Genomic DNA, 18208 nt, shown 5'->3' with positions numbered 1-18208 from the left:
AATTAATAGATAAAATAGATATCTAAGCACATATGGAGGTAAAACGGATGGTTGATAAAATTAAAATACAAGATGCAGTAAGGATGATTTTAGAAGCTATTGGAGAAGATCCAGACAGAGAAGGTCTTAAGGATACTCCACTTAGAATAAGTAAAATGTATGAAGAGATATTTTCAGGTATTGGAGAAACAGCTGAAAAATATTTAGATAGAACTTTTACTGCGGAGAGAGATGATTTAGTAATAGAGAAGGATATTACATATTATTCCATGTGTGAACATCACTTAGTCCCTTTCTTTGGGAAGGTACATATAGCTTATATTCCAAATGGAAAAGTTGCAGGACTTTCAAAGCTTGCAAGAACTGTGGAAGTTTATGCTAAAAAACCACAATTGCAAGAAAGACTAACAGCTGAAATTGCAGATGCGATGATGGAGTATTTAAGACCAAAAGGTGTGATGGTTATTATAGAAGGGGAACATATGTGTATGACCATGAGAGGTGTTAAAAAACCTGGCACTAAGACAGTTACTACTTCTTATAGAGGTGATTTTGAAGAAAATGTTGACCTTAGAAGAGAGGTAAGAGAACTGATTAATGGATAGAGTGAATGAAATCTTAAATAGCAGAGAATATAGAATTTTATTAAATAAAATTGAGCTATTAGAAAAGGATAGAATATATTGCAAACATAATCTTGAGCATTTTTTAAATATGGCAAGAATATGTTACATAATTAATTTAGAAAGAAATCTTGGATTTTCAAAGGAAATAATTTATATTATTGGACTTCTCCATGATATAGGAAGAGGGGAACAATATGAAAAAGGAACCCCACATAATGAGGCTTCATATGAAATAGCTAAAAGTTTTTTAGACAGAATGAACTTTTCATTTGAAGAAAAAGAGATTATTAAAGAAGGTATTTTAGGACATAGGAGAATACAGAAAACATCGCCTATAGCTAGCCTTATATATGAAGGGGATAAACTATCTAGAGAATGCTATAATTGTAAAGCTACTCTTGGATGTAATTGGGATGATAGTAAGAAGAATTTAGAAATAAAGTACTAAAGGGGCGATAAAGTGAAAATAGGTAATAAAGAATTTCATTTAGGAAAAAGGACTTATATTATGGGTATACTTAATGTTACTCCAGACTCCTTTTCTGATGGTGGAAAATATAATAATTTAGAACAAGCCTTAAAGCAAGGGGAAAAATTAATAGCTGAAGGTGCAGATATTATTGATATAGGAGGGGAATCTACTAGGCCAGGCGCTATGTATGTAACTGCAGAAGAAGAAATAAATAGGGTAGTTCCCATCATAAAAGCTTTAAAAGAAAAATATGATATTATTATATCAATTGATACCTATAAAGCAGAAGTTGCAGAAGCTGCTATTAAAGCAGGAGCAGACTTAATAAATGATGTTTGGGGATTTAAAAAAGATAAGGATATGGCAAAAGTTGCTGCGAACTATGAAGTTCAGTGCTGCCTAATGCATAATAAGGACAATAAGGAATACACTGACATAATTGAAGATATGAAGAAGGAACTTCAAGAATCTGTTGATATAGCATTGAAGGCAGGAGTTAAAAAAGAAAATATTATTTTAGATCCTGGCATAGGCTTTGCAAAAACATTAGAAAACAACATTGAAGTTATGGATAGATTAGAAGAATTATTAACACTAGGTTATCCAATGCTTTTAGCTACTTCAAGAAAATCTATGATTGGACTAACTTTAGATCTTCCTCCAGAGGAAAGAGTAGAGGGTACTGTTGCAACCACAGTAGTTGGAATAATGAAGGGTTATGATTTTGTGAGAGTTCATGATGTTAAGGAAAATAAAAGAGCTGCACAAATGACTGATGCTATAGTTAGGAGAAATAAATAGTATTATGGATAAATTATATGTTAGAGATTTAGAGGTTTTTGCCTTCCATGGTGTGTTTGAAGAAGAAAAAAAATTAGGTCAAAAGTTTTTAATATCCTTAGAGCTTACTTTAGATTTAAAAAAGCCAGGAAGAACTGGTGATTTAACTGCTTCAGTGCATTATGGAGAATTATCACAAAAAGTAGAGAAGGAATTTAATAAAATAAGTTATGATTTAATTGAAACAGCCTGCAATAAAATTAGTGAATTTGTGCTTTTAAAATATCCTTTAGTTAAGGAAATAAAGGTATCAGTTAAGAAGCCTTGGGCACCTATACATAGAAATTTAGATACAGTTGAAGTTGAAATTACTAGAAAAAGAAGCAGGGCAGTGTTATCCTTAGGTTCGAATCTAGGAAATAAGGAAGAGAATTTAAAAAAAGCTATAGAAATAATTGATGAGCATAGTTTATGTAAAGTAGTAAAGACTTCAAGTTTTATAAGGACAGAGCCTTGGGGCTATACAGAGCAAGATGAATTTTTAAATTGTGCAATAGAAATCGAAACCATACTAGCACCTAATGAATTAATGGATTTTCTATTGGAAACAGAGCAGAAATTAAAAAGAGAGAGAGTAATTAAATGGGGACCTAGAACAATAGATATAGATATGATTTTTATGGATGATATAGTATCAAATGATGAACATGTAATATTACCTCATCCAAGAATGCATCAAAGATTATTTGTACTAGAGCCAGTAAATGAAATATGTCCATTTTATTTGCACCCATTAATAAATAAAAGAGTATTTGAACTTTTAGAAATAGCTAAAGAAACTCCTTAGGGAGTTTCTTTTTTTACTCTTTAGAAATTTATAATATTTGACCTTGCCCTTACTAGAAGGTTTATAATCTTAGCATAAAATATATAATATTTTAAAGACTATAACGTATAAAGTATTTTACTAAGGAAGGTGAATTTACTATGAGTGAAGCATTACGAATAAAAGGTATCAATTACGATGTAGGAACTTATACAAATGGAAAAGACAATTCCTCAAGAGATAAGTTTGATTCAAATATTGTTAAACGAGAGATGGAGATAATTAAAAATGATTTACATTGTAATGCAGTTAGGATTTCAGGTTATGATTTATATAGATTAACTACAGCTGCAAAATACGCAATAGAAAATGATTTGCAAGTTTGGTTTTCTCCAGCTATCATAGATGAAAATGAAGAAGAAACTCTAGAATATTATGTAAAATGTGCTGAAGAAGCTGAAAAGTTAAGGAAATCTCAAGAGAATATTATCTTTGTTGCAGGTTGTGAACTTACCTTCTTTATGAACGGACTTGTGTTAGGAGAAACTGCTTTTGAGAGAATAGGAACCTTTATGAAGCCAATGAAGCTTCTAAAAAGTACTCTTTCTAAAGGATCTTTTAATAAAAATCTAAATTCATACTTATCCAAGGCAACAAATATTATTAAAAGCAAGTTTAATGGAAAGATAACTTATGCTTCTGGTCCTTGGGAGGATGTAGATTGGGATTTGTTTGATATGGTATGTATAGACTATTATATGGATAAAAACAATAAAAACATATATAGAAAAGGATTGAAAAAATATTATAAACATAAGAAACCAGTAATTATAACAGAATTTGGGTGTTGCACCTATGAAGGAGCAGAAGATAAAGGAGGTTATGGCTGGGCGATTGTAGATAAAAGCAAAACTCCTCTAGAGATAAGTGGAGATTATAAAAGAGATGAGAGTATTCAGGCAAAATATATAAAAGAATCATTAGATATTTTTTGTGAAGAAGATGTAGAAGGGGCGTTTGTATTTACCTTTATAAGTGGAAACTATCCTCATAAAGAAGAGCCTCTATATGATTTAGATATGGCAGCCTATGGCATAGTTAAAAGTTACGAAGATAAGCTAGGAAATACTTATAAGGATATGCCATGGGATCCTAAAGCATCATTTAATATGATATCTGAATATTACTCAATGATATAATTAATAAATAAGGGGGGATTTATTAATGCTAACAATTGGAGAATTTTCTAAGCTATGCAAGGTCTCCTCAAAAACTTTAAGATATTATGATAGTATAGACCTAATTAAACCAGCTTGGATAAACAAAGAGAATGAGTATAGATATTATTCAATAGATCAATTAGAAAAAATATATTTAATAAATAAATTAAAAGAGTATCAGTTCCCATTAATAGAGATTTTAAATATACTTAACAAAAATGATGATAATTATCTAAAGGATTGTATTATAGAAAAGCAAGAATATATAATAAAACAAATAGAGAGACAAAATGATATACTAAAACAAATGCAGAAGGATATTAATATAATTGAAAGCAGGGATAAATTTATAAATATTTGTGAAGATATAAAAATTAATATTATAAATACGGAACCAATTTCTATTATAAGTATAAGAAGATTTATTAAAGAAGGGGAAGAAGGAGAATTATTTAATGATCTTATACCTCTAATTGAAGGCTTTAAGCTTCATGTATATGATAAGCCCATATCTATTTATCATAATAAAGAATACGTTGAAAATAGTTTGGTGGATATGGAAATGGGAGTTCCTGTAGAGGAAACAGATAATAAGTATATAAGAACGTTAGAAGGATCACTATGTATTTATACCAAGTATGTTGGAAGTTATCACAGAGCTCAAGATGTATATAATACTTTATATAAGTGGAAGGAAGAACAAAATTATGAAGTTATAGCTCCATCTTATCAAAAATATATCAAGGGAGCTCCAGATACAGATAATCCAGATGAATACATAACTGAAATATATATTCCAGTTAGAAAAAAATATAAAATAAAAAACCTTTAGATTTTATTCTAAAGGTTTTTCTTATAATATTCAAAAGCTGTTTCAATTTTAAAGCCACATTTTTGATAAAGATTAAATGCTTTATCATTGTCACTGTCGACTTCTATGGCAATTTTTTCGATGTTTCTTTTAATTAATTCATTTAAGATGGAATAAACTAAATCTTTGCCATATCCTTCACCTTGATATATAGGAGATATTCCAAGACCATTTATCATTGCTTCATTATTCTCAAATCTTACTGAGCACATACCTATATATTTTCCATCTACTTCTGCCAAAAACTGCTCTCTATCCTCAGCATTAAATACTTTTGTTGCAATACTTTTTGATTCTTCATAATTTTCATCAAATATATCTTCTCCTAAAGAGATTAGTATTGGAATATCATCAATTGTAGGGGAAGATAATTTCATTGAACTTAAAATTTTGTTTTCTGTATGGTTAAAATCATATGATAGTGAATACTCAGTAAAGGCATATTTGGCCCCTAGCTTTTTAATAAGATCCTTTGCAACTAAGCATTGTGCCTCGCAAGTAAAAAGTATTCTTTTTACTTTATATTTCTTAAGTTCACTAGTTACAGAGGTTAGTAATTCTCTAAAATATCCCCTGTTTCTATAATCAGGATGGGTGTAGGCTGAAAGTTCAGCTTCATGCCTTGTAGGAACAAAAATGTTGATTAAGCTTACTAATTGATTATTTTCGTAAGCTAAAAAAATATTATTTACATCCTTACTAAAGTTTAGAGAATTATCAAGAAACATCTCTCCACTTAATTTATCATATGTTTTGCAGACCTGTTCTAATTCTCTAATAGATTTAATTACATTTTCATCTAGTGTATTTAAAGTTTTTATAAACAGAAAAATCCCTACCTTCCAAATAACTTATTTATATAATAACACATTCTGACAACTATTTGAGTATTCTAGCCTTATTTTATATAGTGCTTACATATAGAGATAAGTTTTTGTCCAGGTGGAATGCTTAATTCACTTAAAACATCTTCATCAAAAACTCCATCCCAAGGTGCAATGGTTATAATCTCATTTTCATAGACTTTTAAAAGATATTTACTATTTTTTATTGTTACATACACTTTATATAAACATCTTTTGGTTTTATCAACTGAAGCTTCTTTGTAGTATTCAGGATGTATTGAGTTAATAAAGTCTATAAATGATTTATTTTCTTCCTTAGGAATTTGTTTCTCTTTATAAAAATTAGTATCAAGTATCGATACTTTAAAATCATCACTATCACTTAATTTGTCCTTCAACTCTTGAGTATAATATTGTTCTGATGGCTTGGACTCAAGATTTATGTATTTAGGATCTTTAAGAGAACAACCACTTAATAAGAAAATTAATGAGCAGGCTAAAAATGCTGCCAGAACTTTTTTCATGAAAATCACTCCTTTTTTTGCTTCATTATAATTTATTAAATGGTTATACACCTTAGAACCTTTTAAAGCTAATAACATACAATAATAAAAAGTGTAAATAGCTTTTGAAACATTCATTGCTGTTTACACTTTTCTATATAATTTTAAATTCTCTTAAGGAGGAAGCATATGAAATATGGAATAGATATTGAAAATCGCTATTTAAGAAATAAAATTGCCAAAAAATTAAGGGAAGAAGACCATGTTGTCATAATTATGAATGATATTGAATACTCAGGGTTTGGTGATATGTTGCTTAAAAAGGTAGTCTTAGCTAATCAATCGAAGGTTGATATCTATCTATATTTAAATCTCGTAGAAGGAGATGAAGAGGAATTAAGAATATTTGGAGATGGGAGTATTCTTTCAAAAAGGTTTTATGAAAAATTTACTTCTGAAAAAGAAAAAATGAACTTCAAGGTTTTAGATTATAAAAAAGATATGAGTTATTATATTGTATCAAATATTGAAAATAGTGTTGTGTGCGTTGAAGTAATGACAAAGAGGGGAATTTCTTTATGGGAGATTGAACCTTATTTCAGTAAAGCATTGCTTGATATAAGCAAGGATTGGGAGGGAATTATGAGGTAGTAGTACTTGATAGTCTCTCCCTTTAAATATAATTTAATGAATAAAAACTAGTTTAAGATTATAGGATTAAAAAGAAGGAATTTTTAAGGGGTAATTATGGATATAATTTGTACAGTAGCACCAAATACATTAGAAAAAACAACATTAAATAAATTAAGAAATTCGGGTGGAAATATAATCAGGTTAAATTTCTCCCACTTTAGTGAGGATTTTTTTAGAAAAATGGTGAAGAAAATAAGAGAAGAGGAGATGGATGTTAATATTTTAGGTGATATACAAGGAAGTAAGATAAGGGTATGGAGTGAAATGCAAAGGCCAATTAGACTTTTGCATAAGGAACTAATTAAAATATGTTCCTATGAAAAATATAAGGAATTAATATCATTAGAGGAAAAATTAATTCCTCTTAATTTGAGCATAGATAATTTTAAGAAGATCACTTCTAGGGAAATAACCTTTCAAGATGGTGCAATAAATCTTCAAATAGTAAATAAAAATAAAGAGTTCCTAATTGGAAAGGTTAAAAGAGGAGGAATTGTTAGGGCTGAAAAAAGCTGTAATATTAAAGGGTATATAAGAGAGGAAAAAAGTATAAGTACTAAAGATAAAAGAGATATAGATTTTTGTATAAGAGAGGAGCTTAATATAATTGCACTATCTTATATAGAAAGTAAAGAAGGACTTCTAAATTATAAAAATTATATTTTTAATAAATCAAAAGAAATGGGAAAAGCCTTTCCTAAAATATATGCTAAGATTGAAACATTTAAGGGAGTTGAAAATATAAAAAGTATATCAGAAGAATGTGACGGTATTATTATCGCAAGAGGAGACCTGGTGCCGGAGGTTGGAATAAACAATATTCCAATTATACAAAGAATGATATTTAAAAGATGTAAATCAAGAGAATTAATAGTAGCTACTCATCTATTAGATTCTTTAGTTAAAGGGAAAGAAATATCTCCTGCAGAAGTGGATGATATTTATTGGTTTATTAAAAATGGAGCTACAGGATTTTTGTTAGCAAAAGAAACAACAATAACTGAAGATCCATCAAAGGCGGTAAATATAGTAAATAAGTTAATTGATAAATATTCATAATTTGTAAATAGAAAATTTATACAATGATGATATAATAAGTATATTAACTAAGGGGGTAGAATAAATGACAGACATAATTTTTTGGGTAGTTGGATGTCTTGTAGGTATTTTTTTATTGTGGTTTTTAATATTTAGAGTATTAGGGCTTACAATAATCAAAAGTGATGAAGTAGGTATAGTAGAAATTTGGCTTGGTAGAAAAAAGGGACAGAAGGATAATAATTCGGTTATTTCTCTTAATGGAGAAGCTGGATATCAACCAGATTTGTTAAAGCCGGGAATTCATCTTAGATCAGTATTTAAATACAAAATTCATAGACAAAAGCTTATTACTATTCCTCAAGGACAAATTGGATATGTATTTGCTCGTGATGGAGAAGCATTAAAGCCATCTCAATCACTAGGAAAAATAATAGATTCATGTAATAATTTTCAAAGTGTTAGAGCATTCTTAGAAAATGGCGGGCAAAAAGGGCCTCAAAGAGGAATACTAAGAGAAGGTACTTATGCTTTTAATACAGCACAATTTATAATTATTACTGAAAATCAGATATATTATTTACCTATTGGAAATGATGATAAAGCATCAGTTATGGGAATGGCAAATGATATATGGAATAAGAGTAATCCTAATCCATATGCTAATGGATTTAGACCAATAGTTATTGAAGGTGAAAGTGATCTAGTAGGAGTTGTTACTACAAAAGACGGTCCATCGTTACCAGAAGGAGATATAATAGCCCCAGTTGTAGGAAATGATAAGAATATAAAAGAAATCTATCATAATAATTTTCAGGATATTGAAAAGTTCTTAGCAGCTGGAGGATATAGAGGTAGACAATTACAAGTAATTACAGATGGTAAGTATTATATAAATAGACTTTTTGCATCAGTAGAATTGGTTAAAAAGACAATAATTGATGTAGGATATGTTGGAGTAGTTAACTCTTTTACAGGTGCAAAAGGAAAAGACCAGTCTGATGTAACCTACACTCATGGAGAACTGGTTGCAAGCAGTGAAAGAGGTGTATGGAAAGAACCATTAATGGCAGGTAAATATGCTTTGAATCCATATGCAATCAAGGTATTTCCAGTTCCAACTACAAACTTTATTTTAAAATGGAATAGTAAAGAGAATGGTAAATTACAATATGATAGTAATTTAAAGGAAGTAAGCTTAATAACTAAGGATGCCTTTGAACCATTATTACCGCTATCTGTTGTAGTTCATATAGACTATAAGAAAGCTCCACTAGTAATTCAAAGATTTGGTGATATTAAGATGCTTGTTGAGCAGACTTTAGATCCACTAATAGGAACTTATTTTAAGAATATTGGACAGACTAAGACCTTAATTGAGCTAGTTCAAAATAGAACAGAGATACAGTTACTTGCAACTGAGGCTATGAAAGAAAAATTCGAGAAATATAATCTTGAACTTGAAGAGGTATTAGTAGGGACTCCTTCAGGAGAAAAGGATCCTCGTATAGAAGATATGCTCACTCAGCTTAGGGATAGACAAATAGCAAGAGAAAAAATAGAAACCTATAAGAGTCAGAAAGATGCAGCAGATATGGAAAAAACCTTAAGGGAAGCTGAAGCTGTAGCTAAACAACAAACCATGAAAACAGAATCTTTAATTAATATTGAAATCCAAGCTAACCAAGGTAAAGCTGAACTTGAGAGATCTATTCAAGAAGCTAAGAAAATAGAAACTATAGCTATGGCAAATGCTAATAAAACTAAATTTGAAGCTGAAGCGCAAGCTGAACTTGAAGCTAGGGTAGGTATAGGTAAAGCTATAGCTATTGAAGAACAAGTTAGAGCATACGGTGGACCACAATATCAAGTTACTCAAGATGTTATGGATAAATTCACAAAAGCAATAGCTACAGCAGGAATTGATATTGTTCCTAAGAATGTTATTACTATGGGAAATAGTGCGGAAAATGGACATGTAGATGCAGTTCAAAGCTTGCTAACTGTACTACTAAGCAAAGAAATTGGTGTTGAATATAAACCTAATGAAAACCACAATATTGTAGTGGAAGAAATTAAGAAATCCATTATTGAAACTATAAACTCAAAGGACAAAGACAAAAAGGAAAGTAAAGAAGTTAGAGAAGAAAGTGAGCAAACTATAACAACTAAAGATATTAAAGAATAATAAGATGAGGATGTCTTAAAATAACTTTAAGATATCCTCTTTCTATATTTTAACATGAAATCATAAGTACATATTGCATTAATATAAAAGATGTGATAATATATTTAAGTGCCTTGCTGATGTGGCGGAATGGCAGACGCAGTGGACTCAAAATCCACCGACCACAAATCGTGAGGGTTCGAGTCCCTCCATCAGCACCAATAAAGAGAAGTGAATGTAATTCACTTCTCTTTTTTTATATCCATTTTTACTACGGCTAAATAGCTATGTTGATGTAATATGGACTAAGTTTCCAGTCAGTGATAATATTTTAAGTAGAAACAAATATGGTAAGTATAATAGAAACTTCTAGGGGGGGGATGTAGTGTGGAATTTAAAGAAGTAAAAATCGAAATATACGTTCCAGAAGAATATACAATAAAATTACGAGATGAACTTAATAAAGTTAATGCATGTAAGATTGGAGATTATGATAATGTTATTTCAATAACAAATGTTAGAGGTTATTGGAGACCTTTAGAAGGTTCAAATCCCTTTAATGGTGAGGTAGGTAAGGTATGCGAAGGAACGGAATGTAAGATAGAGATAAGATGTAAAATAGAATATGTTAAGAATGCAATTAAGGTTATCAGAGAAATTCATCCTTATGAAGAACCATTAATAAATATTATTCCAATAGTAAATGAATTGTTTGAATAGAAAGTTAAATACTTCGAAGATTTCTTATATTAATCATTATAGCCTTAAAATTTCATCTGAAATTTTAAGGCTATTTTTCAACACTATATTAAAATATAGTCATTTATTTAGAATAAAGTTTAAATTACTCTAATATCTTTAGACATTAATACATCTAAAATTTTCATATCAGGGAGCTCATCTGTAATGATATTATTTATATCATCTAAAATAGCAAATTTATAGGAACCGTCAAAAATAAACTTAGTATTTTCCATTACTATAAAGGTTTCTTTTGAAGCTTTAATTATAGCTTTTTTAGTGTTCCCTTCCTCCAAATCAAAGTTACTTATGCTATTATCAAGTACATTAACTCCACAGCTACCAATAAAAGCTTTATCTACTCTATATCTTGAAATATCTAATGAGGCAGCAGAACCAACAACTCCACCAAGATGTTTGTTATATCTTCCCCCTATGCAAATTAATTCAGTGTTTGTATTTTCATTAAAAAGAGTCGAAATCTCTACCATGTTTGTTACTACAGTAATTCTTTTATTTTCTTCTGCAATTAATTTTGCCATCAAATAATTAATGCTTGATATATCTAGAAAAATCATATCCAAATCATTAATTTCATTAAGAGCTTTTTTAGCTATAATATGCTTTTTATCTGTATTTCTAACAAGCCTAGTTTCGATACTAGTGCTTTCAGCTTTTTTTCTTTCTAATATGGCTCCGCCATAGGTTCTTTTTAATTTTCCTTCTTTCTCAAGTCTCTGAAGATCCTTTCTTATCATAGGTTCAGACATGTTAAATCTTACACTTAAATCTTTAACATACACCTTTCCTTGTTCCTCTAATATACTAAGAATTGCGTTTAATCTCTCTTCTGCAAACATTTAATGCCTCCTTGAGTGATAATAAATGATAAATTTTGATAATACATTTATTGTATATTAAAAATAATAAAAAATAAAGATTATTATAAATAAAGTCTATAAACAATATATTGACTTGATAATATTTAAAGAGTAAAATGATATTAAGTAATAATGAATGATAATAAATGATAATTTATGAAAGGGTGCGAGAGAATGGAAGCATTAATTTGTGACATTGAACATTATGCCATTCACGATGGTCCAGGAATTAGAACAGTTGTCTTTTTAAAGGGTTGTCCATTAAGGTGTCTTTGGTGCAGCAATCCTGAAACTCAAAGTGGTAAGAATCAATTGTATTATTCTGATGTTGATTGCATTTCATGTGGAAGATGCATATTAAGCTGTGAAGATGAAGCATTAAGCCTAGTAGATGGGAAGTTAAAAATAGATCATAAAAAGTGTACAACTTGTGGGGAATGCATTAAATCTTGTCCGACCTCATCCTTGAAATTTGTAGCAGAAAACATGACAGCTCAGGAGGTTTTTGAAGAGGTTTACAAAGACGAAATTTTTTATAGACAATCTCTAGGGGGAGTAACTGTATCTGGTGGAGAAGTACTGATGAATGCTGATTTTGTTATAGAATTGCTTACTATGTGCAAAGAAAATTATATAAGTACGGCTGTTGAGACTTCTGGATACGGAGAAATTGAAAAGTTAAAAGATCTAAGCAAAGTTACAGATACTTTTTTGTTTGATATAAAGCATACTAACTCACAAAGTCATAAAGAGTTAACAGGAGTACCTAATGAAGTTATACTAAATAATCTTAAAGAACTTTCAAGATTAAATAAACAAATCATTATAAGAATTCCATTAATCCCAGGATTGAATGATGATAAAGAAAATATAAGTAAAACTATTAAAATAGCTAAGGAAAATAATATTAATGAAATTCATATTCTTCCTTATCACACATTAGGAATGGACAAATATAAGAGATTGCAAAAGGAATATAAGCTAAAAGATTTAGATAAAAGAGACTTAGGATATATAGAAACTTTAAAGGCAATGGTTGAAGAAGAAAATATAAAATGTATTATAGGGGGATAGAAAAATGAAAAGTTTTCAAATTAAAAGTGAAAGAATTAAAAAGTTAAGGGAATCTGTTTTATCCCAAACTCCAATGGTGTGCATCGAACGTGCAAGATATATTACCGATGCTTATAAAGAAAATGAAGCTCAGCCAATATACATTAAAAGGGCTAAAGCAGTAGAAAAAATCTTAAGGAATATGAGCATTTATATTAAAGACGGGGAACTTATAGTAGGTAATCAAGCCTCAGAGGAAAGAACAGCACCAATTTTTCCAGAGTATGCAGTAGATTGGATGGAGACTGAACTTAATGATAAAGGAAATTTCAATAAGAGAGATGGAGATAACTTTTATCTTCCAGAGGAACATATAGAAGAACTAAGAGAAATCATAGGTTATTGGAAAGGAAAGACCTTAAAAGACAAGTGCATGGCAGTAATTCCTGAGGAGGTTAAGAAAGCTTCTGAAATTAAAGTTATACATGGAGAAGGTAATATGACTTCTGGTGATGGGCATATAGTACCTGATTTTGAAAAAGCTTTAAGAATAGGATTAAAAGGTATTATAAAAGAAGCAGAAGAAAGATTTGAAAAAATAGATATAAGTGATGATGATGCTCTAAGGGAAATAGCTTTTCTAGAATCTATAATTATAATTAATAAAAGTATTATAGAATTTGGAGAAAGATATTCAAGGCTAGCATATGATTTAAGTGAAAAAGAAACAGATGAAAAAAGAAAAAAAGAATTAATTAAAATATCAGAAATATGTAAGAAGGTACCAGGAGATGCTCCGGAAAGTTTTGAAGAAGCACTTCAAATGATTTGGTTTATTCATTTAGTTATACAAATAGAAAGCAATGGACACTCTGCGTCACTTGGAAGAGTAGATCAATATCTAAACTCATACTATATGAAGGATATTAAAGAAGGAATAATTGATAGAGAATATGCTAAAGAACTATTACAATGCTTATGGATTAAGCTATATTCAATTCTTAAGATAAGGTCAACTTCTCACTCTGGTTATGGAGCAGGATATCCGACTTATCAAAATGTTACTATAGGAGGAACTAATTCTGACTTCACTGATGCAGTAAATGAATTGAGCTTTTTGATTTTAGAAAGTGTTGGGGAAGCAAAACTAACTCAACCAAACCTTTCAGCAAGGGTGCATGCGAATACATCAGAAAGGTTTTTAAGAGAATGTGCTGAAGTTATATCTACAGGTTTTGGAATGCCTGCACTTCATAATGATGACATAATCATACCTGCTCTTCTAAACAAAGGGGTTTATTACAAAGATGCCTACAATTATACTATGGTAGGTTGTGTTGAGGTAGCAGTTCCAGGAAAATGGGGTTATAGATGTACAGGAATGACATTCCTTAATTTTATTAAAGCTTTTGAACTAACACTAAATGATGGATTTGATAAAAGAACAGGATATATTCTTAATGCAGGAAATGGTTCATTAAAGGATTTTAAAGAATATAAAGACCTATGGGAAGCATGGGAGAAGAATATAGAATATTATACAAAACTATCAGTAGTCTCAGATAAAGTTGCAGATGTAAATCTATTAGATTATCCTGATATATTCTGCTCTTCACTAATTGATAATTGCATTGAAAGATGTAAAACAATAAAAGAAGGGGGAGCTGTATATGATATAATTTCAGGGCTTCAAGTTGGATTAGCAAATGCAGCTAATAGTTTTGCGGCTCTTAAGAAATTTGTATATGAGGATAAGGTATTTACCCTAGAGGAAATAAAAGATGCTTTAGATAGCAATTTTGAAGGAATTAACGGGGAAAGAATAAGAAAAGTATTAGAGGGAGCTCCTAAATACGGAAATGATAATGAGTATGTTGATAGCATAGCTGTGGACGTATATGAAACCTATATAAAAGAGATTTCAAAATATAATAATACAAGGTATGGCAAAGGTCCAATAGGTGGAAATTATGGTTTATCTACATCAGGAATATCTTCAAATGTACCAATGGGGTGTGTAACAGGAGCAACTCCTGATGGAAGAAAAGCATGGACACCGGCAGCAGAAGGATGTTCGCCTGTACAAGGAACAGATACTAAGGGACCAACATCAGTTTTAAAAACAGTATCAAAACTTCCAAATATTCTTATGACAGGTGGTCAATTATTAAATGTTAGATTTACTCCAAATCTAGTTAATAATGATATTGGATTTGAGAAGTTTGTAATGTTTATTAAGAGTTTTATTGCAGTTAAGGGTTGGCACATTCAATTTAATATTATGTCTACAGAAACCTTAAGAAATGCACAGAGAAACCCAGAAGAATATAGAGATATAATAGTTAGAGTTGCAGGATATTGTGCGCAATTTGTAACACTAGATTCTACTACGCAAGAAGATATTATAAGTAGAACAGAACAAAGATTTTAAAAGTATTAGAAGCCACTAGAGTAACGATTCTTTAGTGGCTTTTATATTTTGTATAAAGGGGCAATAAAATTAGAAAAACGTAATAAAATGGATAAGTAATGGTTTAAATTATGTTATTTAGGTGTTTTTGGATAATGTAGGGGGTTAAATATAAATAAATCAGGTGTATAATTATTATATAGTAATAATTATTAATAAGTATTAATAAGTATTAAATATATATTGTGGAGGATAGGAGGGAATATTATGAAAAAAGTTGTTTTATTAAGACATGGAGAAAGTGTATGGAATAAAGAAAATAGATTTACAGGCTGGTCAGATGTAGAGCTTTCCGAGAAAGGTATTGAAGAAGCTAAAAGAGCAGGAGAAATACTTAGAAAAGAGGGTTATAGTTTTGATAAGGGATTTTCTTCAGTGCTTAAAAGGTCAATTAAAACTTTATGGTATGTATTAGATGAATTAGATTTATTATGGATTCCTGTAGAAAGATCTTGGAGACTTAATGAGAGACACTATGGGGCACTTCAAGGACTTAACAAGGCAGAAACTGCATTGAAATATGGAGATGAACAGGTTCATAAGTGGAGAAGAGACTCAGAAGTATATCCACCTGCCTTATCAAAAAGTGATGAGAGATACCCTGGAAATGAAAGAAAATATAGTGAGTTAAAAGAAGAAGAACTACCACTTACAGAAAACTTAAATGATACTATTAAAAGGGTTATACCCTATTGGAATGAAGTTATAGCACCAGAAGTTAAAAGTGGCAAAAATATAATAATAGCAGCCCATGGAAATAGTCTTAGGGCATTAGTTAAATATTTGGACAACTTATCAAATGAAGAGGTTACTAATTTAAATATTCCAACTGGAACTCCATTGGTTTATGAACTTGATGATGAATTAAAACCAATAAGACATTATTACCTAGGAGATCCTGAGGAAATTAAAAAGGCAGAAGAAGCAGTTCAAAAACAAGGAAAAGCAGCAAAAGAAGAGGTAGCTAGTTCTATAAGAGTATAATTTTACAATGCATGAAGATAAGTAGTTAAAAAAATAGGAATATATGGAAAAGGAATCCTATTAATAGCTGCTTGTATTTATTAACTTTATTTAATTATAACAGAGATTTCTCTTTATATGGGAATCCCTGTCTTTTTTATGGGAAAATATAGCTAAGAAGAATTATGACGAAAAAAGAAGAAAAATGAAGAAGAAACAATAAAGAAAAGCATATAAACATACGATAATAATAATATAAATTACATAATTGGAAAAAAAAACATTAAGACTAAATTATGCTAGCGAACGAGTAGTAGTTTGGAATAGATGTAAATCAAGGGGGATAGTGTTATGAAACTTAAATGGAAAATATCTTTAATTATTTCTTTGGTACTTTTAGTATTTTCAAGCTCATTAGGAACTGTAATATATTTTAAGGTGACTAATATTTTAAATACTAAAATGGTAGAGGAATTAAATTCGACTTCAAGTATGGGATTAATATCTCTAAGTAATAAATATCCTGGAGACTGGAGTATTAAAGGTGATAAGCTATATAAGGGAGATACTGTAATTAATGAAGACTTTTCAGTTGTGGATGACATCAAAAATAAGTCAGGAATGTATGCAACTGTTTTTATGAAGGATACTAGAGTTACAACCAATATCACAGATAGTAGTGGAAAGAGAAGTATTGGAACTAAGGCAAGTGATAAGGTAGTGGAAGAAGTTTTAAATGGAGGAAATACATATCAAGGTAAAGTTAATGTAGGGGAAACTCCTATTGATGCTTATTATACTCCTATAAAAGATAAAGATGGTAAAGTAATTGGAATGTGGTTCGTTGGGATATCAAATGAAAAAACAATGAATGAGTTAAAAGAATTGGCTATATATATTTTATTATTAAGCTTGGGTATGATATTAATTGGTAATTTAATTACCATAAGTATTGCTAAATATATTACAAAAGATTTAGAAGTTGTACAAAAGGATATTAAGAGTTTTGAATCAGGAGATTTTAGTATTACAATGAATGAAAAAGCTATTAGTAGAAAAGATGAAATTGGATTTATTGGAAAGACAGTTCAAGGAATGCAATTTGGAATAAAAGAGATTATTGAAAATGTTCAAAAAGAAACTGGTGTTATTGAAGAAAATATAAATAATACTAAAGTTCAGCTTGAAAGGTTACATAGTGATGTAGAAAGTATTTCAGCTACAACAGAAGAATTATCTGCTGGGCTTGAGGAAACAGCAGCATCAGCATTTGAAATGAACGAAACAGCATCTAAGATAAAAATATCAGCAGAAGATACGCTGGAAAAATCCAAAGATGGAAAAGAAGCGGCAATTAAAATTAAAATGAGAGCAGAGGAACTTAAGGTGAAGGCTATTTCTTCACAAAAAGCTGCAAAAGAAGTATATGACAAGACTCAAGAAAGTATGAAGGTTTCTATTGAAAAATCCAAATCCATTGAACAAATTAATTTGCTTTCAGATGCTATATTCAATATTGCCTCTCAAACTAATCTATTAGCCTTAAATGCTGCTATTGAAGCTGCAAGAGCTGGTGAAGCTGGAAGAGGATTCTCGGTTGTAGCAGAGCAAGTAAGACAATTAGCAGAAAGTTCAAAGGAAGCAGCAGCTAAAATACAAGAGGTAACAAAACAAGTAATTGACTCAGTTGAAAACTTAGCTTCAGATTCAAGTAATATGCTTACATTTATGGATAATAGTGTTCTAAGGGATTATGAAACACTTGTTGAAACAGGAGAACAGTATAGTGATGATGCGGTTTTCATCGAAAACTTAGTTGGAGAATTTTCTAATACAGCTGAAGAATTAACAAATTCAATTAAAAATATTGTACAAGCTATAAATGAGATATCAAGTGCAGCAAATGATGGTGCGCAGGGTTCTACTCATATAGCAGAAAAAACAATGGAAATAGTACAAAGTGCAAATAGTCTTGTATTGCAAACAAATTACACAAAAGATAGTTCCGATAGATTATTAAAAGAAGTAAATGGATTTAAAATTTAGAAGTAAAGTCCTT

17 protein-coding genes and 1 tRNA gene are annotated in these 18208 nt (G+C 30.0%); 15 read left to right on the top strand and 3 right to left on the bottom strand.

The features are described from left to right. The first annotated feature begins 47 nt into the window (after positions 1 to 47). The 6 genes from folE to L1S47_RS04335 all read left to right on the top strand — a co-directional run bounded on the left by folE (position 48) and on the right by L1S47_RS04335 (position 4756). Complete coding sequence (gene folE / locus L1S47_RS04360) at positions 48 to 605, top strand: GTP cyclohydrolase I FolE (RefSeq protein ID WP_238882275.1); 558 nt, start codon at positions 48 to 50, stop codon at positions 603 to 605. Further along, positions 598 to 1074, top strand: coding sequence for an HD domain-containing protein (locus L1S47_RS04355; protein WP_238882274.1), 477 nt, complete (start codon positions 598 to 600; stop codon positions 1072 to 1074). Before folE ends, L1S47_RS04355 begins: the two co-directional genes overlap by 8 nt. A gap of 12 nt (positions 1075 to 1086) precedes the next feature. Next, positions 1087 to 1899 (top strand): dihydropteroate synthase, encoded by an 813-nt coding sequence (gene folP, locus L1S47_RS04350; RefSeq protein ID WP_238882273.1) that lies wholly within the window; start codon positions 1087 to 1089, stop codon positions 1897 to 1899. A gap of 4 nt (positions 1900 to 1903) precedes the next feature. Further along, positions 1904 to 2725, top strand: a complete 822-nt coding sequence (folK, locus tag L1S47_RS04345; RefSeq protein WP_238882272.1) for a 2-amino-4-hydroxy-6-hydroxymethyldihydropteridine diphosphokinase — start codon at positions 1904 to 1906, stop codon at positions 2723 to 2725. A gap of 140 nt (positions 2726 to 2865) precedes the next feature. Beyond that, positions 2866 to 3903 carry an abortive infection protein gene (locus L1S47_RS04340; RefSeq protein WP_238882271.1) on the top strand — a complete coding sequence of 346 codons (1038 nt, stop codon included), beginning with the start codon at positions 2866 to 2868 and terminating at the stop codon, positions 3901 to 3903. 25 nt (positions 3904 to 3928) lie between these two features. Further along, positions 3929 to 4756 carry a GyrI-like domain-containing protein gene (locus L1S47_RS04335; RefSeq protein WP_238882270.1) on the top strand — a complete coding sequence of 276 codons (828 nt, stop codon included), beginning with the start codon at positions 3929 to 3931 and terminating at the stop codon, positions 4754 to 4756. 8 nt (positions 4757 to 4764) lie between these two features. Here the strand turns inward: L1S47_RS04335 and L1S47_RS04330 are convergent, their stop codons facing one another. Both L1S47_RS04330 and L1S47_RS04325 read right to left on the bottom strand, forming a co-directional pair. Beyond that, the gene (locus L1S47_RS04330; protein WP_373689033.1) at positions 4765 to 5574 is read right to left on the bottom strand and encodes a GNAT family N-acetyltransferase; all 810 of its coding nucleotides are present in this window, start codon (positions 5572 to 5574) and stop codon (positions 4765 to 4767) included. Between the two features lie 119 nt (positions 5575 to 5693). Next, on the bottom strand, positions 5694 to 6164 hold the full coding sequence (locus L1S47_RS04325) for a DUF4883 family protein (RefSeq protein ID WP_238882268.1): 471 nt from the start codon (positions 6162 to 6164) through the stop codon (positions 5694 to 5696). A gap of 168 nt (positions 6165 to 6332) precedes the next feature. Here L1S47_RS04325 and L1S47_RS04320 point away from each other — a divergent pair, with 168 nt between their 5' ends. The 5 genes from L1S47_RS04320 (at position 6333) to cutA (ending at position 10761) form a co-directional block, all read left to right on the top strand. Then, entirely contained in the window at positions 6333 to 6794 is a 462-nt protein-coding gene (locus L1S47_RS04320) for a hypothetical protein (protein ID WP_238882267.1), read from the top strand. A 96-nt stretch (positions 6795 to 6890) separates the two neighbouring features. Then, on the top strand, positions 6891 to 7895 hold the full coding sequence (locus L1S47_RS04315; RefSeq protein WP_238882266.1) for a pyruvate kinase: 1005 nt from the start codon (positions 6891 to 6893) through the stop codon (positions 7893 to 7895). 64 nt (positions 7896 to 7959) lie between these two features. Next, entirely contained in the window at positions 7960 to 10062 is a 2103-nt protein-coding gene (locus L1S47_RS04310; RefSeq protein WP_238882265.1) for an SPFH domain-containing protein, read from the top strand. A gap of 115 nt (positions 10063 to 10177) precedes the next feature. Continuing rightward, a tRNA-Leu gene (locus L1S47_RS04305) sits at positions 10178 to 10262 on the top strand. A gap of 166 nt (positions 10263 to 10428) precedes the next feature. Then, positions 10429 to 10761, top strand: coding sequence for a divalent cation tolerance protein CutA (gene cutA, locus L1S47_RS04300; protein ID WP_238882264.1), 333 nt, complete (start codon positions 10429 to 10431; stop codon positions 10759 to 10761). A 119-nt stretch (positions 10762 to 10880) separates the two neighbouring features. On the opposite strand, the gene L1S47_RS04295 is transcribed toward cutA, so the two are convergent. After that, entirely contained in the window at positions 10881 to 11642 is a 762-nt protein-coding gene (locus L1S47_RS04295; RefSeq protein WP_238882263.1) for a DeoR/GlpR family DNA-binding transcription regulator, read from the bottom strand. 195 nt (positions 11643 to 11837) lie between these two features. Here L1S47_RS04295 and L1S47_RS04290 point away from each other — a divergent pair, with 195 nt between their 5' ends. From L1S47_RS04290 to L1S47_RS04275, 4 genes are all read left to right on the top strand, one after another. Further along, a complete protein-coding gene (locus L1S47_RS04290) occupies positions 11838 to 12737 on the top strand; it encodes a glycyl-radical enzyme activating protein (RefSeq protein WP_238882262.1) in 900 nt (299 codons plus the stop codon). A 4-nt stretch (positions 12738 to 12741) separates the two neighbouring features. Beyond that, positions 12742 to 15147: a glycyl radical protein gene (locus L1S47_RS04285; RefSeq protein ID WP_238882261.1), complete on the top strand. Its 2406-nt coding sequence runs from the start codon at positions 12742 to 12744 to the stop codon at positions 15145 to 15147. 246 nt (positions 15148 to 15393) lie between these two features. Then, a complete protein-coding gene (gpmA, locus tag L1S47_RS04280) occupies positions 15394 to 16170 on the top strand; it encodes a 2,3-diphosphoglycerate-dependent phosphoglycerate mutase (RefSeq protein ID WP_238882260.1) in 777 nt (258 codons plus the stop codon). A 330-nt stretch (positions 16171 to 16500) separates the two neighbouring features. Next, on the top strand, positions 16501 to 18195 hold the full coding sequence (locus L1S47_RS04275) for a methyl-accepting chemotaxis protein (RefSeq protein ID WP_238882259.1): 1695 nt from the start codon (positions 16501 to 16503) through the stop codon (positions 18193 to 18195). Positions 18196 to 18208: the final 13 nt, after the last annotated feature.

The organism is Clostridium sp. YIM B02551, from assembly GCF_022324735.1.
Classification (GTDB): domain Bacteria; phylum Bacillota; class Clostridia; order Clostridiales; family Clostridiaceae; genus Clostridium_T; species Clostridium_T paridis.
The sequence above is the reverse complement of the archived record's forward strand: the minus strand, read 5'-3'. Positions and strand labels throughout refer to the sequence as shown.